This is a genomic window from Pseudoduganella sp. UC29_106 (assembly GCF_044055365.1).
Taxonomy (GTDB): domain Bacteria; phylum Pseudomonadota; class Gammaproteobacteria; order Burkholderiales; family Burkholderiaceae_D; genus Rugamonas.
The window spans coordinates 4,196,067-4,216,853 of sequence record NZ_CP171977.1 but is presented as its reverse complement, the minus strand read 5'-3'; the positions used below and the strand labels follow the sequence as shown (position 1 = coordinate 4,216,853).

Sequence of the window (20,787 nt, the reverse complement as noted above, 5' to 3'; positions counted from 1 at the left end):
TTAGAACCAAAGGCAAGGAGCAGGTGTCTGCCACGATGTGGCAGACACCAGGGTTACGCCGTGGGTTCTAAGTACTGGCGCGGTGCACGAGCTGGAAGCCGGTGTCAGTGACGGCGGCCACTTTGGTGTCGGATTGGGGATTCAAGCGCTGCAGGATCGCCTTCGCCGCCAGCGTCCCGATCATCTCCCCATCCACCCGCACGGTGGAGAGAGCCGGGTGCACATGTGCCGCAAAATTCTGGTCGCCGAAGCCGATGACCGCCAGCTGCTGTGGCACCTGGAGTCCGCGCGCGGCAGCCTCGATCAGCACACCGTGCGCCAGCGTGTCGGAACTTGCCACGATCACATCGATATCCGGTCGGGCCGCCAGCAGCCGCGCCGTGCCTTCGCGTCCCCGTTGCAAGGTCGCCGCGCCGGGCATGATCTCGCTCGCCACCACGGACAGGCCCTGCTTCGCCAGCGCCACCTGCAAACCCTGGCGGCGGCGTGCGGCGCGGCCATCGTCCATAGAGAGAATGGCGATACGGCGATAGCCGCGTTCTATCAGGTGGCCGGCCACGGCGCGTCCCACTTCCTCGTGGGAGAAGCCGATTACCATATCGATAGGCGCCGGCGTCATGTCCCAGGTCTCCACGACGGGGATGCCGGACTTCTGCAAGCGGTGGCGAGTGCTGTCTGTATGCAGGGTGCCGGTGAGGATCACGCCATCGGGACGGCGGCTGAGGATTGTCTCCACCAGCAGCTCTTCGCGCCAGGTTTCGTAGCCGGAGAGGCCCAGCAGCACCTGGTAACCGGCGTCGGTGAGGGTATCGCTGGCCGCCTGCACCATATCTGCAAAGATCGGGTTGGCCACATTGGGCATTACCACGGAAACCAGTTTGCTGCGGCTCATGGCCAGCGCGCCGGCCAGCATATTCTTGATATAGCCGGTTTCCTCGATCGCCGCCTGAACCTTGGCCAGGGTGTTGGGGCGCACGAGCTGCGGCTGGTTCAGGGCGCGCGACACAGTAATCGGCGACACCCCCGCCACGCGGGCCACGTCGATCAGGGTGGCCCCGCTGACGGGAAGATCACCGGTATCGGTCTTGAGAAGGCGCAATTCTGGTTTCTTTGGTTTCATGCGCAGATTGTAACCTGCGCCGCCGGCTCAACGCACTCCCGCGCCGCTCGGCTGGGGCGCCGCTGCGCCGTCTTCCATCGGCTTCAGTTCCACACGCTTGATTTCACCCACCATGCACAGGTAGCACAGGATGGCCACCAGGGCGTTGGCGCCAACGAAGACCAGGGCGCCGGCGAAGGAGCCCGTGCCTTCGATGATGTAGCCGATGACGATGGGCGTGGTGATGCCGGCGGTATTGCCGAAGGTGTTGAACAGGCCACCGCTCAGGCCACCCGCTTCCTTCGGCGAGGTGTCGGACACCACGGCCCAGCCCAGCGCGCCGATGCCCTTGCCGAAGAAGGCCAGCGACATGATGGCGACCACCAGCCAGTCCTGCGTCACATAGTTACAGAACACCATGCTCATGGCCAGCAGCATGCCTGCCACGATAGGCGTCTTGCGGGCTTTGGACAGCGAGGAGCCGCCTTTCAGCATGCGGTCCGAAATATAGCCGCCGAGGATGCCGCCCAGGAAGCCTGCCACTGCCGGCAGTGCGGCCACGAAGCCGGCCTTCAGGATGGTCATATGGCGCTCGCTGACCAGGTACACGGGGAACCAGGTCAGGAAGAAATAGGTGAGGGTGGTGATGCAGTACTGGCCGATGTACACGCCCAGCAGCATGCGGTTGCCCAGCAACTGCCTGATAACGGGGCCGGTGGCCATGCGCGGCGCGGTGGACGGCTTGCCGCCGCCTTCCACGTCCACAAGAGCGCCGCCGGCTTCGATGAAATCGAGTTCCGCCTTGTTGATGCGCGGGTGCAGGCGCGGGCCATAGATCGTTTTCATCCAGACGAAGGACATGACGATGCCCAGGCTGCCCATCACATAGAACACGCTCTGCCAGCCGAAGCTGTGCACCAGCCATCCCATCAGGGGTGCGAACAGGACGGTGGCAAAATACTGGGCGGAGTTGAAGATCGCCGCAGCCGTGCCCCGTTCACGCGTGGGGAACCAGGCGGACGTGATGCGGCTGTTGCCGGGGAAGGAGGGCGCCTCGGCCGCACCCACCAGCAGGCGCAAGCAAAACAGCACAGCCACCGCCGCGCCGCCGGTGAAGAAGCCCACCCAACCCATCGCCACCGTAAAAAGGGACCAGAAGAATATGCTGAAGAAGTAGGTGATCTTGGAGCCGAAGCGGTCCAGCAGCCAGCCGCCCGGTAGCTGGGCGATCACATAGGACCAGGCGAAGGCCGAGAATACATAGCCCATCTGGACGGAGCTCAGTCCCAGCACCTTCTTCAATTCCGGACCGGCGATCGAAATCGTGGCGCGGTCGGCGTAATTGATGGTGGTGATGAGGAAGAGGATGGCGAGGATGGTCCAGCGGACCCGGGTGGCCTTGGCGGTGCTCATGCGATCTCCAATTGATTTTAATTTGTAAGAAAATGATAGCGTCTATCAAAAAGTAAACGCAAGCTAATTTGCGGCGTTGTTGCAGCGTTTCTTTGGCGAAAGTTGCGCTATGACTGATGGGTATGTATCATTGAAAGCACAGAAATGCGCACTAAATATCATTTTCAATCATTATCGGAGTGAGATAGTCATGAATTCCACACCCACCGTCGTATCGCTGCGCGTCATCCCTGTCGCGGGCCGTGATTCCATGCTGCTGAACCTGAGCGGCGCCCACGGTCCCTACTTCACCCGCAACCTGGTGATCCTGACGGACAGCAGCGGCAACACCGGCGTGGGTGAGGTGCCTGGCGGCGAGGCGATCCGCCAGACGCTGGAAGATGCGCGCACCCTGCTGGTGGGCCAGTCCATCGGCAACTACCAGGCCGTGCTGAACGCCATGCGCGCCGCCTTCGCCAATCGCGACTCCGGCGGCCGCGGCCTGCAAACCTTTGACCTCCGCATCGCGATTCATGCCGTCACCGCAATGGAAGCGGCGCTGCTCGACCTGCTGGGCAAATTCCTCGGGGTGCCGGTTTGCGCACTGCTGGGCGAGGGCCAGCAGCGCACGGAAGTGGAGATGCTGGGTTATCTGTTCTACGTGGGCGACCGCAATGTCACGAAGGACCTGCCATATGACAGCGCGCCGGAAGAGAAGGATGACTGGCTGCGCCTGCGCCACGAGGAAGCCGTAACACCGGAAGCGGTGGTGCGCCTGGCCGAAGCGGCACGCGCGCGCTATGGCTTTAACGATTTCAAGCTGAAGGGCGGCGTGTTCCGCGGCGAAGAGGAAATTGCAGCGGTGACCGCGCTGGCGGAGCGCTTCCCCGATGCGCGCATCACGCTGGACCCGAACGGCGCCTGGAGCCTGGAAGAAGCGATCCGCCTGTGCCGCGATCAGCACCACGTGCTGGCCTATGCGGAAGATCCCTGCGGTGCGGAGAACGGTTATTCGGGCCGCGAAGTGATGGCCGAATTCCGCCGCGCCACCGGCCTGCCGACCGCCACCAATATGATCGCGACCGACTGGCGCCAGATGGGCCATGCGATCTCGCTGCAGTCAGTGGATATTCCGCTGGCCGACCCGCACTTCTGGACCATGCAGGGTTCCGTGCGCGTGGCTCAGATGTGCCGCGACTGGGGCCTGACCTGGGGCTCGCACTCGAACAACCACTTCGACGTGTCGCTGGCGATGTTCACCCAGGTGGCTGCTGCTGCGCCGGGCAAGATCACGGCAATCGACACCCACTGGATCTGGCAGGATGGCCAGTACCTGACGAAGAACCCGATGCAGATCGTGGGCGGCAAGGTCGCCGTGCCGACGACCCCGGGCCTGGGCGTGGAGCTCGACATGGACGCCGTCGAAGCCGCCCATGAGCGCTACAAGAACATGGGCCTGGGCTCGCGCGACGACGCCGTGGCGATGCAGTACTTCTTCCCGGGCTGGAAGTTCGACAACAAGCGCCCGAGCTTCGTGCGCTGAAAATAGCAGGACTAGTTCGTGCTCGCATGCCGCAGGTGATCCAGTAGCTTTACTGCCTCCGGCATGAGCGCCGCCGTCGCTCGCACCCCCAGCCAGAGCGAGCGCAGGGCCCAGGGATCGCTGAGCGGAATTGCGCGCAATCCAGTAACCGCAATCCTTACCGCCCCATCCGGCAGCACGCCTATGCCGAGGCCAGCTTCAATCATGCGGCACATTGCATCAAAGCTGGAAACCTGGATGCGCAGGCGCATGGTCCGCTCCAGCGCGCCCGCCGCGTCATTCAAGCGCTGCAACAGGGAACTGCCCTGGTTCAGACCGACGAAATCGTAGTCCAGCGTTTCGGCAAACGAGACTTGATCCAGCGTTGCCAAGGGATGATCGGCAGGGACCACCAGCACCAGATGGTCCTGCCGGTATAAATACTTTTCCAGGCCGACTGAAGGAACGTTGTCGGCGAAAATACCGATATCCGCCTCACCCGAGGCAATCGCCGAAATCACCTGCTCACTCAGCTTTTCCTCAAGGCTGATGCGGATCAGGGGCTGTTCGCGGCCGAACGTGGCAAGGTCCCGCGGCAGGAACTGAGTGATTGCGGAAGTGTTGGCCCAAATGCGTACATGTCCACGCACGCCGATGGCAAAGTCGCCCATCGCATCAGCCATTCGGGCGACGGAATTCAGCACCGAGCGTGCGTGGTGGATCAGTTCCACACCCGCAGGCGTCAACTCCAGGCCCCTCGGCAGCCTCACGAACAGGGCACAGTCGGCGATCCTTTCCAGCTCCGCTATACGTTTGCTCAGGGCGGACAGGGTCATATGCGACTTTTCCGCAGCCTTGGTCAGGCTCCCGGTTTGCGCCACCTGAAGAAAGACACGCAGCGACTGCAGATCGAAGTGGTTTGGGTTGATCACAGATTGCACCCGGGTATGAAATGCTTAAGAGGCTAAATCCCGGCGCCTGCCCTTGTCAATGGCGCATCCTGCTTTTCCGGAATGGAAAGGATGCTTGAGTAATCGCCGATGTCCAAAGCTCCTGCCGGGTCCTAACATTGATTCCACGATGTGAACCACTTAGGAGACAAGGATGGCAAGACCATTAGATGGCCTGCGGGTCATTGAGCTCGGGCAGCTTATCGCAGGCCCGTTTGCAGGAAAGATGCTTGCTGAATTCGGTGCGCATGTCGTCAAGATCGAACCTCCCGGCACCGGCGATCCCTTGCGCAAATGGCGCCTGCTGCATGAGGGAACTTCAGTGTGGTGGGCGGTGCAGTCGCGGAACAAGCAATCGGTGTCGCTGGATCTGCGGACACCGGAAGGCCAGGAAGTCGTGCGCAGGCTGGTGGCTGAAAGCGATGTCCTGATCGAGAATTTCCGCCCCGGCACAATGGAAGTCTGGAACCTTGGCTGGGATGTCCTGAAAGAGATTAATCCCCGACTGGTGATGCTGCGAGTTTCCGGCTACGGTCAGACTGGCCCATACCGCGACCGTCCCGGCTTTGGCGTGGTGGGCGAGGCGATGGGAGGCTTGCGGCACTTGTGCGGCGAACCGGGGCATACCCCGGTCCGCGCCGGCGTCTCGATCGGCGATTCGCTCTCCGCCCTGCACGGCGTGATCGGCATCTTGCTGGCATTGCGGCACCGCGACCAGAATGGCGGCGAGGGACAGGTGATCGATGTGGCGCTGTACGAGTCGGTGTTCAACATGATGGAGAGCCTGCTGCCGGAATATTCGGTATTTGGCGCTGTGCGCCAGCCGGCCGGCAGCAGCCTGCCGGGTATCGCGCCGACCAATGCTTACCATTGTGCGGACGGCAAATATGCGCTGATCGCCGGCAATGGCGACGGCATCTTCCGCCGCTTGATGGAACTGATCGGCCGTGAAGACTTGCGTGACGATCCGGAACTCGCACAGAACGATGGACGGGTCAGGCAGGTGCAGCGCCTGGATGCGGCAATCGGCGACTGGGCGCGTGAACGTACGCTGGATGATGTCCTCAACCAGCTGAATGAGGCGCGCATCCCCGCCGGAAGGATCTACGACATCGCCGATATCGCCGCCGATCCCCACTACAAGGCGCGCGGCATGATCCTCGACACGCAGCTTGAGGATGGCACGCCCGTGCAGGTGCCGGGCATCGTCCCCAAATTAAGCGCGACTCCCGGCGGAGTGCGGCACGCAGCGCCGTCGCTTGGTGAGCACACCGATGCGGTGCTGGGTGATATCGGCATCGATTCCAATACCCGCCGCGCGTGGCGCGAGCAGGGCATCATCTGAACGGTGGACAACATGAGCAAACAACGTTTGTACATCCAGGAAGTCGCGACCCGTGACGGCTTCCAGAACGAAGCCGTATTCGTGGATACGGATGCGAAGGTCGCTTTGATCAATGAGTTGAGCGAGTGCGGCTATGCCAAGATTGAAGTGACGTCCTTCACTTCACCCAGGGCCATTCCTGCCTTGAAGGACGCGGAGGCGGTCATGCACCGCATCGTGCGCAAGGAAGGTGTCGTCTACACGGTGCTTGTGCCGAACATCCGGGGTGCCGAGCGGGCCTTGTCATGCAGTGTGGACGAGGTGAACCTGGTGATGTCGGTCAGCGAGTCGCACAATCGCCGTAACCTGCGCATGACACGGGAGGACTCGTTCGCGCAGTTGCGCGAGGTGATCGGCGTGGTCAGGCAATCGCCGGTGGCCATCAATGTTTCCCTATCCACCGCCATGGGCTGCCCCATGGAGGGCGATGTGCCGGCGGCCGAGGTGCTCGGCTGGATGCAGCGCTTCGCCGACCTGGGCGTGCACGGCGTCACGCTGTGCGACACCACAGGCATGGCATATCCCTCGCAGGTGAAGGCACTGAGTACGATGGCGCGTGAGCGTTTCGCTGCGCTGGAATTGACCCTGCACTTCCATAACACGCGCGGGCTTGCGCTGGCCAACACGCTGGCCGCGCTTTCCGCAGGCGTGGACCGTTTCGACTCGTCGCTGGGCGGGCTTGGCGGCTGCCCATATGCGCCGGGCGCCACCGGCAATGTCTGCACCGAAGAACTGGTGCACATGCTCGAGCTGGAAGGTTTCGATACCGGTGTGGACCTGGAGGGAATCCTGACTGCGGCATCGCAGTTGCCGGGACTGATCGGCCACGACGTCCCGAGCCAGTTGCTGAAGGCGGGCCGGCGCCTGGACCTGCATGGCATGCCGGAATGCGACGGCATGCCCAAGCAACGTGCATTCGCGTGAAAGGGGAAATGATGATTTCCCACCTCGATCACCTGGTGCTGACCTGCACCGACGTAGATGCCACCACGGATTTCTATACCAGGGTCTTGCAATTGCGGAAGGAAGTGTTCGGCGCAGGCCGGATCGCTTTCTGCTTCGGCAACCAGAAGATCAACCTGCACCAACGCGGGGCCGAGTTCGAACCAAAGGCGCATCTGCCGGTGCCGGGAGCGCTCGACCTGTGCTTCATCGCCTCCGTGCCGCTCGAAGCGGTAATCCGCCATCTGCGCGATTGCAACTGGCCCATCAAGGAAGGGCCGGTTGAACGTACGGGCGCCACAGGCAGGATTCGGTCGGTCTACATACGCGATCCTGACCTGAACCTCATAGAAATATCGGAAATGATCAGTTGACCAGCGCATCAGGCAAACATCTATAACGGAGACAATCGCATGGACACTATTACTCAATCCGCCATGCCCATCGCGGTGGCAAGCAGAAAGAAGTGGTATCGGCACCTGTACGTGCAGGTGCTGGTCGCCGTCGCACTGGGCATCGCCCTGGGGCACTACTACCCCGAGCTGGGAACGGCGATGAAGCCGCTGGGCGACAACTTCCTGAAGCTGGTCAAGCTGATGGTGGCGCCGCTGATCTTTTGCACGGTGGTGCATGGCATCGCCAGCATGAGCGATATCAAGGCGGTCGGGCGCATCGGAGTGAAGTCGCTGATCTACTTTGAGGTGATGACCACGCTGGCCTTGGTGTTGGGCCTCGTCATCGTGAACGTCCTGAAGCCGGGGGAGGGCATGCACATCGATCCGGCGACGCTGGACGTCTCGGCGATCTCCGCCTACACCAAGGCCGCGCACGACCAGTCCGTGGTGGGTTTCCTGTCCAATATCATCCCCAAGACTGTATTTGGCGCCTTCGCTGATGGCGACCTGCTGCAGGTGCTGTTCATCTCGATCGTGCTGGCCTTCGGACTGCAAATGCTGGGTGAGCGCGGCAAGCCCCTGCTGAATGTGATCGATGTTACCGCGCACACCTTCTTCAATATGGTGCGTATCGTGATGTACTTGTCGCCCATCGGCGCCTTTGGCGCGATCGCTTTCACGATCGGGAAATATGGCGTGTCCTCGCTGGCCGCCTATGGGCAGTTGCTGGGAACTTATTACCTGACCGCCGTGCTGTTCGTGGTGGTCGTTCTCGGCACCATGTGCCGGCTGGCCGGCTTCAGCCTGTGGAGGTTCCTGCGCTATATCCGCGAAGAGTTGCTGGTGGTGCTGGGCACATCTTCGTCGGAATCCGTGCTGCCCCGCATGATGGCGAAGCTGGAACGCCTGGGCTGCGCCAAATCGGCAGTGGGCCTGGTTATTCCGGCGGGCTATTCCTTCAATCTCGACGGCAGCTGCATCAATATGACCGTCCTGGCAGTGTTCATCGCACAGGCGACCGATACCTATCTGTCGCTTGGCCAGCAAGTCTCGCTATTGTTGATTCTCCTTCTGACGTCGAAAGGCGCGGCAAGCGTGAGCGGGGGCGCCTTCATCGTGCTGGCTGCGACGCTCGGCTCGATGCCCGGATTCCCGGTGGCCGGCCTGGTGCTGGTGCTCGGAGTCTACCGCTTCATCTCAGAGGGCGGGGCGCTGGTCAATGTGATCGGCAACGGCATCGCCACCATCGTGATCTCCAAATGGGACAAGCAGTTCGACGAAGCCACCTTCCAGCGTGAGCTGTCCCGTTCCGCCTAAGCAGCACCATCTCTTGATCGAGGAAAAGAACATGAAAGTAGTTTTTCTGGATGCTGCGACGCTGCCCACTGCGCTGTCCTTCGCCAACCCGGCAATTGAGTACCTGCCTTACTCGTCGACCAGCCCTGATAGTGTCATCAGCCGCATCTGCGAAGCGACGGCCGTGATCACCAACAAGGTCCGACTGGGCGCCGAGGAATTGCGCGCCGCCAAACAATTGCGTCTGGTCGCCGTCGCGGCGGCCGGCACGGACAATATCGACCTGGATACCGCCGCGCAGCTGGGCATCCGGGTTGCGAACGTGCCTGATTACGGTTCGGATTCGGTGGCGGAGCATGTCATCGCCACTTTGTTCGCACTGCGGCGTCACGTCGTCACCTATGCCGCGGCCGCACTGGATGGACGCTGGACGGCATCCGAGCATTTCTGCTGGAACGGGCCACGCATCCGCGATGTGGGTGGCAGCGTCTTTGGTGTGGTGGGACGAGGACGGATCGGGGAGGCGGCCGCCAGGCTGGCCCGTGGCCTGGGCATGGAGGTGCGGTTTGCGCAAACGCCCGGTATGGCCTGCCGCATCGATGAACTGCCGCTGGAGGAGTTGCTGATGGTCGCTGATGCGCTTACCCTGCATGTGCCACTGACCCCGGCCACGCTGGGCATGATTGGCAGGGAAGCGCTGGCGCGCATGAAACCCGGCGCGGTGATCATCAATACCGGCCGCGGCGCGCTGGTCGATGCTTCCGCGCTGGTGGCCGCCTTGCGCGAGGGAAGCCTTGCTGGCGCAGCAATCGATGTGCTGGATGTGGAGCCGCCGCCGGCCGATCACGTGCTGCTCGCGGCGGATATTCCGAATTTGCTGGTCACACCTCACGTGGCCTGGGCCAGCGAGAATGCCCAGGCGCGCCTTGCGGCCAGGCTGGAACAGCTAATCGGGCAGCAATTTGCTTGAATCGACGGGCGCGGGCGTGCGGCCGCCCCCTGTCCTTATTCGTCCTGGGGCAGGAAGATCTTCTGGAGGAGATGCAGCAACTGGCTGCGCTCCTCTACGTTCAGCATGGAAGTCGCATCGGCTTCGAGTTCGCTGACAGTCTTCTCGGCGCGGCCGCACAGGCGGGTGCCTTCGGGCGTCAGGATCAGGGTCTGCGAGCGCTTGTCCAGCGGATTGCGCTGGCGCATGATCAATCCCCGCTCTTCCAGCTTGTCCAGCAGGATGGCCAGGTTGGGCGGCGACACGTTGACCGCCTGGGACAGGCGCTTCTGCGTCATGTTAGGATTGGCGTTCACCAGGCTGAGGACGGAAAAGTCCACGGCCCGCAGGTCGAACTTCTTCATCCGCGCATCGAAGTGCGGGATGATGGTGAGGTAGGCGCGGCGGCAATTGTAGCCGACCAGGCTTAATAGCAGGTCCTGGTTGAGCGGCTGGCCGGCGGCTTCCTGCACCGCCTCGGCCAGCTTAGAGTCTTTTGATTTCGGTGGCATGCGTTCTATATGCTGATCAAAAGAAACTATTATATTTCAAAGCCTGTCGGCACGCCGCAAATTAGACGTGCCCCTCCATGATCGCAGCCAGCCCGCCCCAGGTTGGCCGGAACAGGCCTTCGTCCATGCGCTGCACATCGCGCATGATGGGTTTGAAGTCCATATGGGCCAGCACATCGCGTTCGATATCGACCCCGGGCGCCACTTCGGTCAGTTCCAGGCCATCGGGCGTGAGCCTGAAGACGGCGCGTTCGGTGACAAACAGTACCTGCTGGCCGCGGCGGGCCGCATCGGCGCCGTTGAAGGTGATCTGCTCGACCTGGCCGATGAATTTCTTCGCGCGGCCCTCTTTCACAATGCGCAGCGCGCCATCCTCGATGGCCACTTCCAGTCCGCCCGCGGTGAATGTGCCGCAGAAGACCAGCTTTTCGGTGGAGCGGGTGATGTTGATGAAGCCACCGCAGCCCACGGGACTGCCATTGAACATGCTGACGTTGACGTTGCCCTGGTTGTCCGTCTGCGCCAGGCCGAGGAAGCTGGCATCGAGGCCGCCGCCGTCGTAGAAATCGAATTGCGCCGACTGCTCGATGATGGATTCCGCGTTGTAGGCGAGGGCGAAATCGCCGCCTTGGGCGGGAATGCCGCCATTCACGCCGCTTTCGATCGAGAGCGTGAGCAAATCCGCCACGCCTTCCTCGGCCGCGATGGAAGGAATGCCGGCCGGGATGCCGATGCCCAGGTTAGTCACGGCGCCGGGGCGCAGTTCGAGGGCTGCGCGCCGGGCGATGACCTTGCGTTCGTCCAGCGCCATCGGCTTCAGTGAGCTGACGGGCACGCGGATGTCGCCGCACAAGGCCGGGTTGTACTGGGTGGTGATGGTTTGCATATGGTGCTGCGGCTGACCCAGCACCACAAAATCGACAAGATAGCCCGGCACTTTCACCGCCTTCGGATGCAGGCTGCCCGATTGCACAACGCGCTCGACCTGGGCGATCACGATGCCGCCGCAGGCACGGGCTGCCTGCGCCAGTGCCAGCTGCTCGAGGTGCACACCTTCCTTGTCCAGCGTGATGTTGCCGTCTTCATCGGCCAGCGTGCCGCGGATGATGGCCACGTTCACGTGCGGGCAAGGGTAGTGCAGCCACTCTTCGCCATTGAATTCCACCAGCCGCACCAGGTCTTCGCGCGCGCTGGCATTCAGCTTGCCGCCTTGTTGGCGCGGATCGACAAAGGTGCCCAGGCCGATCTTGGTCAGCAGGCCCGGACCCTTGCTGGCGATCTGGCGCGTCAGGTGGGAGAGGGAGCCCTGGGGGAAGTTGTAGGCTTCCACCTTGTCCTCATAAATCATGCCCATCAATTCCTTGCCGGTCTGGCCGAAGTGGCCTGCCACGGTGCGGCGCAACATGCCCTGGTGGGCAAAGTGCACCATGCCGCCGTCGCCGCTGTTGCCGATTGCGCCACAGGCCCAGGTGGTCAGGTCGCGTGGATGGCTGGTCGACAGGAAGCGCTGCTCGATGCCGCGCAGGACTTCCTCGGCAAGGCTCATCATGGCGAGCCCGCCCAGGAAGATGGTGTCGCCGTCCTTGATCAGATTACCCGCCTCGCTGGCTGTGATGACTTTCATTGCTTCCTCTCCAAATTCAAATGATTATTAAGTATAACTATGTCGCCGCATAAGTAAAGCGACGATTTCGCTTGCGCGTCTCAAAATATCGTTATAAGGTATAACCATTAAATTTGTTGGTTAATTGCGGGCAGCGGGAGCGAGCATGATGAAAGAACTACAAGAGTTGAACCTGGTGAAAGTGGAGATGGTGGGGGCGGTCGCGAAGGTGACGATCTGCAGGGAGAACAAGCGCAATGCCCTGAGCGATGAATTAGTTGCTGAGCTCCAATGGTGCTTCGACAACCTGCCGCCCGAAGCGCGCGCCGCCGTGCTGACGGGGCAGGGCAGCGCCTTCTGCGCCGGGCTGGATCTGTCGGCCGTGCGTGAACTGAGCACGCCGGAATCGGTGCATCACTCGCGCATGTGGCATGCGGCCTTCGAGCGCATCAGTTTCGGCCGCGTGCCGGTCGTGGTGGTGCTGCACGGCGCCGTGGTGGGCGGCGGCCTGGAACTGGCCAGTGCCTGCCATGTGCGCGTGGCTGAATCTTCCGCCTTCTACGCGCTGCCGGAAGGTTCGCGCGGCCTGTTCGTGGGCGGCGGCGGTTCGGCGCGCATTTCGCGCCTGATCGGCGTGTCGCGCATGACGGACCTGATGCTGACGGGCCGTGTGCTCACCGCCGAGGAGGGTCATGCGGCCGGCATCAGCCAGTACCTGGTGGGCGAGGGTGAAGGCCTGGAGCGCGCGATGGCACTGGCCGGGAAAATCGCGGGCAATTCGCAGATGACCAATTACGGCGTAATGCATGTGCTGCCGCGTATCGCCGATCAGTCGGTACAGGATGGCCTGATGACGGAAGCGCTGATGGCAGCTGTCGCATCCAGCGACCCCGCCACGCGCGACCGCCTGGCCGCATTCCTGGATGCGAAAACCAACAAGGTCCGCGCGGGCAACTAAGGAGCCGACCATCATGGCAATCCATAAGCGCTATCGCGAGCTGCTTTTCGGCGATCCTTCGGTGAAGGTGCGCACGGATGGCAAGGTCGCTTATGTCGCTTCCACCCAGCCGCTGCACCATTATGCCGAGCGCACTACTGATCGTCTGCTGCACTGGGCCAGCGTGGCGCCGGACCGCACTTTCATGGCTGCGCGCGGCCCTGACGGGAAGTGGCGCCACCTGAGCTATGCGCAGGCGCTGCAGGCCGCGCGTTCGCTGGGCCAGGCGCTGCTCGACCGCGGACTGGGCGTTACGCGGCCGGTCGCTATCCTGTCCGGCAATGACCTGGAACATGCGATGCTGTCGCTGGCCTGCCAGTATGTGGGCGTGCCTTACGCGGCGGTGTCCCCGGCGTATTCCCTGATGGCGGACGATTTCTCCAAGCTGCGCCATGTGATGTCGGTGCTGCAGCCAGGCCTGGTGTTCGCTGCGGACGGCAAGGCTTTCGGTCCGGCGATGCGTGCAGCCTGCGGTGGCGCCGAATGGCTGCTGTCGCGCCAGGTGAATGCCGACCGGGCCGTCAGCCTGTTTGGCGACCTGCTGCAAACGAAGCCAACGCCGGCCGTGGACCAGGCGCGCAATGCCACGGGACCGGACACAATCGTCAAGTTCCTGTTCACCTCCGGTTCGACCAAGCTGCCCAAGGCCGTGGTGACGACCCAGCGCATGTTGTGCAGCAATATGCAGATGCTGCAGCAATCCTGGCCCTTCCTGGCCGAGGAGCCGCCCGTGCTGCTCGACTGGCTGCCCTGGAACCACACGTTCGGCGGCAACAAGATCTTTAACATGGTGCTGTTCAGCGGCGGCACGATGTACATCGACGAGGGCAAACCCACGGCGCAGGGCATTGCCGCCACGCTGGCCAACCTGCGCGAAATTGCACCAACGATCTACTTCAACGTGCCCAAAGGCTGGGAAGAAATCGCCCAGGCGCTGCTGAAGGATGAAGGCTTGCGCCGCAACTACTACAGCCGCCTGAAAATGCAGTTCTATGGTGGAGCGGCCCTGTCCCAGCCGGTATGGGACCAGTTGCACGCCAGCGCCGAACTCGAATGCGGCGAGCGCGTGGTGATGACCACGGGCCTGGGCATGACGGAAACCGCACCCTGCGCGCTGTTTGTGCTGCGCAATGAAGCGAAAGCGGGTGAATTGGGCACGCCTTCCCCCGGCATCGAAGTGAAGCTGGTGCCATGCGGCGACAAGACGGAAATCCGTTATCGCGGCCCGAACGTCATGCCCGGCTACTGGCGCGCGCCGCAGGAAACGGCCGCCATGTTCGACGAGGAAGGCTTCCTCTGCTCGGGCGACGCCATCAAGTGGCTGGACAGCGAGCATCCGGAACTGGGCTTTGTCTTCGATGGCCGCGTGGCCGAGGATTTCAAGCTGAATACCGGTACCTGGGTCAGCGTGGGGCCGCTGCGCGAACGCGCCATCCGCGAAGGCGCGCCTTACCTGCAGGATGTGGTCATCACCGGCCACGATCTTTCCGAAGTCGGCCTGCTGATCATCCCCCGCCTGAGCCTCTGCCATGAACTGAGTACCTTGAGCCCGGATGCGGATGCGAAGGAAGTGCTGGCCGCGCCGCCCGTGCGAGCCTTCTTCCAGGCCCTGGTCGACCGCCTGTATGCGCAGGGCACGGGGAGCGCGACCCGCGTGGCGCGCGCCTTGCTGCTGGCGGAGGTACCGTCCCTCGACCGGGGCGAAATCACGGACAAGGGCTCGATCAACCAGCGCGCCATGCTGACCCACCGCGCTGCAGCGGTCACCGAACTGTATGCAGGTTCGCCTGCCGTCATTCAACCGAACAGGATCAAATCATGAACAAGGGATTTTTCGCCTCGTATGACAGTGTCTGGATGCTGGATGGCGTCCGCACGCCCTTCATCGACTACTGCACCGGGCTTTCCAGCGTATCGCCGACGGACATGGGCATCAAAGTGGCGCGCGAGATCTTCGCCCGCACCGGAGTGGCGCCTTCCGACATCGGCACCGTCATCACCGGCAATATGGCGCCCGGCGACTGCTTCCAGTACTTCCTGCCGCGCCATGTGGGCATGTATTCCGGTGTGCCGCAGGCCGTGCCGGCAGTGAACGTGCAGCGCATCTGCGGCACCGGCTTCGAATTGTTCCGCCAGGCCGCCGACCAGATCCAGCTGGGCTACACCCAGACCGCGCTGGTGGTCGGCAGCGAATCGATGACGCGCAACCCGATCGCTTCCTTCAGCCACCGCACCGGTTTCCGTCTCGGCGTGCCGGTCGACTTCAAGGACTTCATGTGGGAAGCCCTGTTCGATCCGGCCGCCCTGGTCACGATGCCGCAGACGGCGGAAAACCTGGCCGTGCGCTACGGCATCCGCCGCGAAGAAGTGGATGCCTACGCCTCGCAATCCTTCGCGCGCGCCGTGGAGGCGCAGGAGCGCGGCTTCCATGCCGGCGAGATCGTCGCCCTGCACAACGAGAAGTTCGAGCTGGACGGCTATGCGCCACGTGAAATGCGTGTGACCGGAAAGCAGAAAGAGCTTGCAACCGACACACACGCCCGTCCGTCGCCGGTGGAAGTGCTGGCGGGCCTGAAAGCCCTGTACCCGAACGGCGTACAGACGGCCGGCAACAGCTCGGCCCTGGTGGACGGCGCGGCGGCGGCCATCGTGGCCGGTGGCGACTATGTGCGCAGCACCGGCGTCAAACCGCTGGCCCGCATCGTGGCCTGCGCGGTGGTCGGCGTGCCGCCCGAAATCATGGGCATCGGCCCGGCGCCGGCGATCCGCCTGCTGCTGGAACGCAGCGGCCTGTCGCTGGGCGACATCGGCCTGTTCGAAATCAATGAAGCGCAAGGTGCGCAGGTGCTTGCGGTTGCCCGTGAGCTGGAACTGGACATCGGCCGCCTGAACGTGAATGGCGGCGCCATCGCCCTGGGCCACCCGCTGGCCGCCACCGGCGTGCGCCTGACCATCACGCTGGCGCGTGCACTGCAGGAACGCAAGCTGCGCTACGGCGTGGCCTCCGCCTGCATTGGCGGCGGACAGGGCATCGCCGTGCTGGTCGAGAACACTGAATACAAAGGAGACTGAAATGCAAATCGCAGGAAAGGCAGTACTCGTTACCGGCGGCGCTTCCGGCCTGGGCGCGGAAACCGTGCGCCAGCTGGCGGCCGCTGGCGCCAAAAGTGGCGATACTGGACATCAATATGGAAGCCGGCCAGGCGCTGGCCGAGGAAGTGGGCGGCATCGCGCTGCGCTGCGACATCGGCGACACCGCCAGCATCGAGCAGGCGCTGGCCGCGGCAGCTGAGGCCCACGGTCCGGCGCGCGCCCTGGTCAACTGTGCCGGCGTCGGCGGCGCCAAGCGCATCGTCGGCCGCGATGGCACAGCCATGCCGCTGGAAGACTTCAGCCGCGTGATCCAGGTGAACCTGATCGGCACCTTCAACGTGATCCGCCTGGCCGCAGCCGCCATGACGGCGCTGGAGCCGATGGAAGACGGGGAGCGCGGCGTGATCGTTATGACATCGTCGGTAGCCGCCTATGACGGCCAGGTAGGGCAGGAGGCCTATGCCGCGTCCAAGGGCGGCCTGACATCGCTCACGCTGCCGCTGGCGCGCGACCTGGCGCAGTTTGGCGTGCGCGTAATGACCATCGCGCCGGGCCTGTTCCTCACGCCGCTGCTTTACAAGCTTCCGGAAGAAGTGCAGCAGTCGCTGGCGGCCTCGATCCCGTTCCCGAAACGGCTTGGCCAGCCGGCCGAATATGCGTCTTTGGCGCTACACATCCTGCAGAATCTGTCGCTGAACGGCGAGGTTATCCGCCTGGATGGGGCCCTGCGCCTGCCGCCTCGATAAGAGGCAGCGAAAGCGCTTGTACTCGACAAAAATTAGTTATAAAGTAGAAGCATTAAAAAATAAAAATAACACCATGCCTTTGCAAACTTAAGGACGCGCCCCGCGCGGAGGAGACGAAATGGCAACAGCAGCACAGGTGGGAAAGAACAGCGGCAATCCGCGCATGCACGTCATTGCTCAGGCAGTGGCCATGCTGTGCGCATTCGGTGCGATGGCGCCGGCAATTGCCCAATCGGAAGCGGCACCGGTAGCCGCACCGGCGGTGGAAGCGGCGCCGGCACCGGCTCAGGAAGCAGCGCCTGAAGTGGTGATCACGGGCAGCCGCATTCGCGGCATCGCCCCGGTGGGCTCCTCGGTCGTGACACTCGGCCGCAGCGACATCGAACAGTCGGGCGCCGTGTCCACGGCCAAGATCCTGCAGGAAGTGCCGCAGGTGTTCAATCTGGGCGTGTCCGAAAACTCGCGCGGCCAGGCCGGCGGCGCAGGCAATATCACCTTCGCATCCGCCATCAACCTGCGCGGCATTGGTCCTTTCGCAACCCTGACCCTGGTGGACGGCCACCGTGTAGTCGCGCAGGGCACCACCGGCGCCACGGTGGATCCTTCGATCATCCCGGCGCTGGCCCTGCAGCGCGTTGAAATCATCGCGGACGGCGCGTCCGCAATCTACGGTTCGGATGCGGTGGCCGGCGTGGCCAACCTGATCCTGCGCCGTAACCAGGAAGCACTGGAGGCGACAGTTCGTTACGGTCATGCCGACGGTTACAACGAGCGCATGGCGGGTGCGTTGTGGGGCCACAAATGGAAGGGCGGGCAGGTCACCGCCGCCATCGAGCACACCTATCACTCGGCACTGAACGGCCAGGACCGCGATTTTTACACTGGCGACCTGCGGGCGTTCGGTGGCGGCGACTTCCGGTCGACCCAGTGCGCACCGGGCAATATCGTCATTGCTGGCACCAGCTACGCAATTCCGCAGGGCGGCGTGACCAAGGCCACCGCAGGCTCCCTGGCGCCGAATACGTCGAACAAGTGCGACAACCTGAAATATGCGGACCTGTTCCCGCGCCAGGAGCGCAACAGCGGCGTGATCACCTTCAACCAGGAACTCACCAAGGGCATCAAGTTCTTTGCCGACGGCTTCGCAACCCGCCGCACCTATCGCCTCAGCCCGACCATTCTGGCTGCCAACCTGACCGTGCCGCAGGCGAACCCCTTCTACGTGCGTCCTCCCGGCGCGCCGGCCGGTACCAACGAAACCGTTGCATATTCCTTCCTGAACGACCTGCCGCCCAATATCGCCCGCGGCAAGTCGCGCACGGTTGAACTGACCACCGGCCTCGATATCGCGCTGCCGATGGACTGGAAGACCACGGTGCTCTATACCTGGGGCAAGAACGAGGACCTGGCCGAGAGCCTGCATGGCCTGAACAACGCCGCCATCAGCACGGCGCTGGCGGACACGAATCCGTCCACGGCGCTGAATGTGTTCGGCGGCGCGAATAACCCGGCTACGCTGGCGAAGATCTCCAACAATATCGGCCTGTCTCCGGGCGAAACCATCTTCAAGAACGCCGCCGTCAAGGCGGACGGTCCCCTGTTCCAGCTCCCGGCGGGCAAGCTGCGCGCGGCAGTGGGTTTTGAGCACCAGGATGTGCGCACCGAAGGCGGCCAGACCACCGGCCCCGCGGACAATCCGAGCACGGGTTCGGTAGTCATTACCCGTACCGTGAAGTCCGCGTTCGCCGAACTGGCAGCTCCCATCATCGGTTCCGCCAACGCGTTGCCGGGCGTGGAAAAGCTGGACCTGAACGCCGCCATCCGCTACGACAAGTACAGCGACGTGGGCTCGACCAACAATCCGAAGTATGGCGTGAACTGGGTGCCGTTCCAGGGCCTGACCGTGCGCGGCAGCTACGGCACATCCTTCCGCGCGCCGGGCCTGACGAATATCCAGGGCTTCACCAACGGCGGCCGCGGCGGCCTGTTCGTGCAGAACTACTCCGACCCGACCATCGGCGGCGCCTTGCGCGTTGGCCTGACACTGTCCGCCGGCCGCAACCCGGACCTGAAGCCTGAAACGGCCACCACCCGCTCGCTGGGCGTGGAATGGGAGCCGGCCTTCCTGGAGCGCACCAAGTTCGGCCTGACCTACTTCACGATCAATTACGACAACCAGATCGTGGGCTACCTGTCCGACCTGACGATCCTGAACCGCGAAGGTCAGCTGGCCGGCACCGGCATCATCCAGCGCAATCCGTCGCCGGCCTTCATCGCCCAGATGCTGGCCCAGTACCCGGTCAATAACGTCGTTCCGCAGAACGTGACCCTGTTCGTGGACGGCAGCCCGAAGAACCTGGGCCAGTCCATCAGCAAGGGCTTCGACTTCAGCGCCACCCACCGCATGCAGACCGAGAACTGGGGCGACTTTACCTTCGGCTTGAATGGCACGTACTTCACCAAGTACGCCTACGCCATCGCGCCGGGCGCGCCGATGGTGGACCAGCTGAACACGATCTTCAACCCGCTGCGCCTGAAGGCCCGCCTGAATACGACCTGGAACTACGGTCCGTATAACGCCAGTGTGTTCGTCAACTACATCAATGCGTATGACAACAACCTGGCCGCTCCGACGCAGAAGGTTGCGTCCAGCACCACCTTCGACCTGCGCTTCAACTACGACATGGGCTCCGCCTTCAACGGCCGCTGGGCCAAGGACCTGACCCTGTCCGCCGGCGTGGTGAACCTGTTCGACAAGAATCCGCCTTTCGTCAACATCGCCCAGAGCACCAACGGCGGCGGCGGCTTCGATCCGACCCTGACCAACCCGACCGGCCGCATCATCTCGGTTGGCCTGACCAAGCGCTTCTGAGGAGAGTATTGATGACGAAATCGTCGATCCTGACCGTGCTCGGCGTGGCGGCCCTGCTGCCCGCCGCCGCGCAGAACGCCTACGTAGCGCCGGCTACCCCGATGGGCACCGGTCCGTACAAGGCGTTGATGGAAGCCGATTCCGGCCTGCCAACCCATACCGTCTACCGGCCAGCCGACCTGGCTGCGCCAGGCAAGGAAAAGCTGCCCATCATCGTGTGGGGCAACGGCGCCTGCGTCAATGTGGGCAACCGTTTCCGGCCTTTCCTGACCGAGCTGGCTTCCTACGGGTTCGTGGCCCTGGCCATCGGCCCGATCGGGCCGCCGGAAGCGGAAGGCACAACGCCCAGCAGCTCCGTGCGCGGCAAGCCGGCGGCCAACTCGCCTGCCGCGAAGCTGGACCCGAACGGCCCGAAGCCGAGCTACATCCCGGCCGATACCACCGCATCGCAGCTGGTGGACGCGATCGACTGGGCGGTGGCGGAAAAACAGCCGCGCCGGCAGCAAATATTACGGCAAGCTCGATACCACGAAGATCGCTGTGATGGGCCAGTCCTGCGGCGGCCTGCAGGCCATCGACGCCGCCCACGATCCGCGCGCCACCGTACTCGGCGTATGGAACAGCGGCTTGTTCACCGATGCCCAGCACGTAAGGGATATCGCTGCCGCCAACGGTCCGAAGTCCAGCATCAAGACCCTGCGCACGCCAGCCATCTGGGTGACGGGCGATTCCAGCGACCAGGCCTTCAAGAATGCGGACGACGACTTCGAACGCGTCGACGGCTTGCCGGCCGTGCGCCTGTGGCGCGAAAAAACGCCGCACGCCGGCACCTACCGCGAGCCGAACGGCGGCGCCTTCGGCCCCGTAGCCGTGGCCTGGCTGCGCTGGCAGCTGAAAGGCGACCCGCAGGCGGCAAAGATGTTCACAGGGCCGGACTGCGGCCTGTGCAAGCAACCCGAGTGGCATATCCGAAAAAAGAATATTGACTGAGCGCCC

The 20,787-nt window shown here is 63.2% G+C and carries 16 protein-coding genes and 1 pseudogene; 12 read left to right on the top strand and 5 right to left on the bottom strand.

All coding sequences use genetic code 11. The annotated features are described in order from the left end of the window. Nucleotides 1–67: 67 nt before the first annotated feature. Together ACHMW6_RS21080 and ACHMW6_RS21075 are read right to left on the bottom strand one after the other, a co-directional pair. A complete protein-coding gene (locus tag ACHMW6_RS21080; protein ID WP_395399612.1) occupies nt 68–1,120 on the bottom strand; it encodes a LacI family DNA-binding transcriptional regulator in 1,053 nt (350 codons plus the stop codon). 27 nt (nt 1,121–1,147) lie between these two features. After that, on the bottom strand, nt 1,148–2,512 hold the full coding sequence (locus ACHMW6_RS21075; RefSeq protein WP_395399610.1) for an MFS transporter: 1,365 nt from the start codon (nt 2,510–2,512) through the stop codon (nt 1,148–1,150). Nucleotides 2,513–2,702: 190 nt separating this feature from the next. On the opposite strand from ACHMW6_RS21075, the gene gudD reads away from it, so the two are divergent. After that, on the top strand, nt 2,703–4,034 hold the full coding sequence (gudD, locus tag ACHMW6_RS21070; RefSeq protein WP_395399608.1) for a glucarate dehydratase: 1,332 nt from the start codon (nt 2,703–2,705) through the stop codon (nt 4,032–4,034). Between the two features lie 11 nt (nt 4,035–4,045). Here the strand turns inward: gudD and ACHMW6_RS21065 are convergent, their stop codons facing one another. Next, the gene (locus ACHMW6_RS21065; protein ID WP_395399606.1) at nt 4,046–4,945 is read right to left on the bottom strand and encodes a LysR family transcriptional regulator; all 900 of its coding nucleotides are present in this window, start codon (nt 4,943–4,945) and stop codon (nt 4,046–4,048) included. A 172-nt stretch (nt 4,946–5,117) separates the two neighbouring features. Between ACHMW6_RS21065 and ACHMW6_RS21060 the strand changes: the two genes are divergently transcribed. The 5 genes from ACHMW6_RS21060 to ACHMW6_RS21040 are packed head-to-tail and all read left to right on the top strand — an operon-like array spanning nt 5,118 to nt 9,950. Beyond that, entirely contained in the window at nt 5,118–6,308 is a 1,191-nt protein-coding gene (locus ACHMW6_RS21060) for a CaiB/BaiF CoA transferase family protein (RefSeq protein ID WP_395399604.1), read from the top strand. 12 nt (nt 6,309–6,320) lie between these two features. Then, entirely contained in the window at nt 6,321–7,271 is a 951-nt protein-coding gene (locus ACHMW6_RS21055; protein ID WP_395399602.1) for a hydroxymethylglutaryl-CoA lyase, read from the top strand. Between the two features lie 11 nt (nt 7,272–7,282). After that, a complete protein-coding gene (locus ACHMW6_RS21050; protein WP_395408679.1) occupies nt 7,283–7,663 on the top strand; it encodes a VOC family protein in 381 nt (126 codons plus the stop codon). 39 nt (nt 7,664–7,702) lie between these two features. Next, nucleotides 7,703–9,001 carry a dicarboxylate/amino acid:cation symporter gene (locus ACHMW6_RS21045; RefSeq protein WP_395399600.1) on the top strand — a complete coding sequence of 433 codons (1,299 nt, stop codon included), beginning with the start codon at nt 7,703–7,705 and terminating at the stop codon, nt 8,999–9,001. Nucleotides 9,002–9,032: 31 nt separating this feature from the next. Then, entirely contained in the window at nt 9,033–9,950 is a 918-nt protein-coding gene (locus tag ACHMW6_RS21040; protein ID WP_395399598.1) for an NAD(P)-dependent oxidoreductase, read from the top strand. 35 nt (nt 9,951–9,985) lie between these two features. Here the strand turns inward: ACHMW6_RS21040 and ACHMW6_RS21035 are convergent, their stop codons facing one another. Together ACHMW6_RS21035 and ACHMW6_RS21030 are read right to left on the bottom strand one after the other, a co-directional pair. Beyond that, nucleotides 9,986–10,480, bottom strand: coding sequence for a MarR family winged helix-turn-helix transcriptional regulator (locus ACHMW6_RS21035; RefSeq protein ID WP_395399596.1), 495 nt, complete (start codon nt 10,478–10,480; stop codon nt 9,986–9,988). A 61-nt stretch (nt 10,481–10,541) separates the two neighbouring features. Then, nucleotides 10,542–12,104, bottom strand: coding sequence for an acyl CoA:acetate/3-ketoacid CoA transferase (locus ACHMW6_RS21030; protein WP_395399594.1), 1,563 nt, complete (start codon nt 12,102–12,104; stop codon nt 10,542–10,544). 148 nt (nt 12,105–12,252) lie between these two features. On the opposite strand from ACHMW6_RS21030, the gene ACHMW6_RS21025 reads away from it, so the two are divergent. From ACHMW6_RS21025 to ACHMW6_RS21000, 6 genes and pseudogenes are all read left to right on the top strand, one after another. Further along, nucleotides 12,253–13,041, top strand: coding sequence for a crotonase/enoyl-CoA hydratase family protein (locus tag ACHMW6_RS21025; protein WP_395408678.1), 789 nt, complete (start codon nt 12,253–12,255; stop codon nt 13,039–13,041). 13 nt (nt 13,042–13,054) lie between these two features. Beyond that, entirely contained in the window at nt 13,055–14,902 is a 1,848-nt protein-coding gene (locus tag ACHMW6_RS21020; protein ID WP_395399592.1) for a feruloyl-CoA synthase, read from the top strand. Further along, nucleotides 14,899–16,152, top strand: a complete 1,254-nt coding sequence (locus ACHMW6_RS21015) for a thiolase family protein (protein WP_395399590.1) — start codon at nt 14,899–14,901, stop codon at nt 16,150–16,152. Before ACHMW6_RS21020 ends, ACHMW6_RS21015 begins: the two co-directional genes overlap by 4 nt. Before the next feature lies 1 nt (nt 16,153). Further along, nucleotides 16,154–16,919 (top strand): annotated as a pseudogene (locus ACHMW6_RS21010) (SDR family NAD(P)-dependent oxidoreductase). Nucleotides 16,920–17,037: 118 nt separating this feature from the next. After that, entirely contained in the window at nt 17,038–19,791 is a 2,754-nt protein-coding gene (locus tag ACHMW6_RS21005) for a TonB-dependent receptor domain-containing protein (RefSeq protein WP_395399588.1), read from the top strand. 543 nt (nt 19,792–20,334) lie between these two features. After that, the gene (locus ACHMW6_RS21000; RefSeq protein WP_395399586.1) at nt 20,335–20,781 is read left to right on the top strand and encodes a hypothetical protein; all 447 of its coding nucleotides are present in this window, start codon (nt 20,335–20,337) and stop codon (nt 20,779–20,781) included. Nucleotides 20,782–20,787: the final 6 nt, after the last annotated feature.

Excerpts from the sequence above, each read along its gene's own strand:
- ACHMW6_RS21080 (WP_395399612.1), bottom strand. The coding sequence starts at position 1,120 with ATGAAACCAAAGAAACCAGAATTGCGCCTTCTCAAGACCGATACCGGT.
- ACHMW6_RS21075 (WP_395399610.1), bottom strand. The coding sequence starts at position 2,512 with ATGAGCACCGCCAAGGCCACCCGGGTCCGCTGGACCATCCTCGCCATC.
- gudD (WP_395399608.1), top strand. The coding sequence starts at position 2,703 with ATGAATTCCACACCCACCGTCGTATCGCTGCGCGTCATCCCTGTCGCG.
- ACHMW6_RS21060 (WP_395399604.1), top strand. The coding sequence starts at position 5,118 with ATGGCAAGACCATTAGATGGCCTGCGGGTCATTGAGCTCGGGCAGCTT.
- ACHMW6_RS21055 (WP_395399602.1), top strand. The coding sequence starts at position 6,321 with ATGAGCAAACAACGTTTGTACATCCAGGAAGTCGCGACCCGTGACGGC.
- ACHMW6_RS21050 (WP_395408679.1), top strand. The coding sequence starts at position 7,283 with ATGATTTCCCACCTCGATCACCTGGTGCTGACCTGCACCGACGTAGAT.
- ACHMW6_RS21045 (WP_395399600.1), top strand. The coding sequence starts at position 7,703 with ATGGACACTATTACTCAATCCGCCATGCCCATCGCGGTGGCAAGCAGA.
- ACHMW6_RS21040 (WP_395399598.1), top strand. The coding sequence starts at position 9,033 with ATGAAAGTAGTTTTTCTGGATGCTGCGACGCTGCCCACTGCGCTGTCC.
- ACHMW6_RS21035 (WP_395399596.1), bottom strand. The coding sequence starts at position 10,480 with ATGCCACCGAAATCAAAAGACTCTAAGCTGGCCGAGGCGGTGCAGGAA.
- ACHMW6_RS21030 (WP_395399594.1), bottom strand. The coding sequence starts at position 12,104 with ATGAAAGTCATCACAGCCAGCGAGGCGGGTAATCTGATCAAGGACGGC.
- ACHMW6_RS21025 (WP_395408678.1), top strand. The coding sequence starts at position 12,253 with ATGAAAGAACTACAAGAGTTGAACCTGGTGAAAGTGGAGATGGTGGGG.
- ACHMW6_RS21020 (WP_395399592.1), top strand. The coding sequence starts at position 13,055 with ATGGCAATCCATAAGCGCTATCGCGAGCTGCTTTTCGGCGATCCTTCG.
- ACHMW6_RS21015 (WP_395399590.1), top strand. The coding sequence starts at position 14,899 with ATGAACAAGGGATTTTTCGCCTCGTATGACAGTGTCTGGATGCTGGAT.
- ACHMW6_RS21005 (WP_395399588.1), top strand. The coding sequence starts at position 17,038 with ATGGCAACAGCAGCACAGGTGGGAAAGAACAGCGGCAATCCGCGCATG.
- ACHMW6_RS21000 (WP_395399586.1), top strand. The coding sequence starts at position 20,335 with ATGGGCCAGTCCTGCGGCGGCCTGCAGGCCATCGACGCCGCCCACGAT.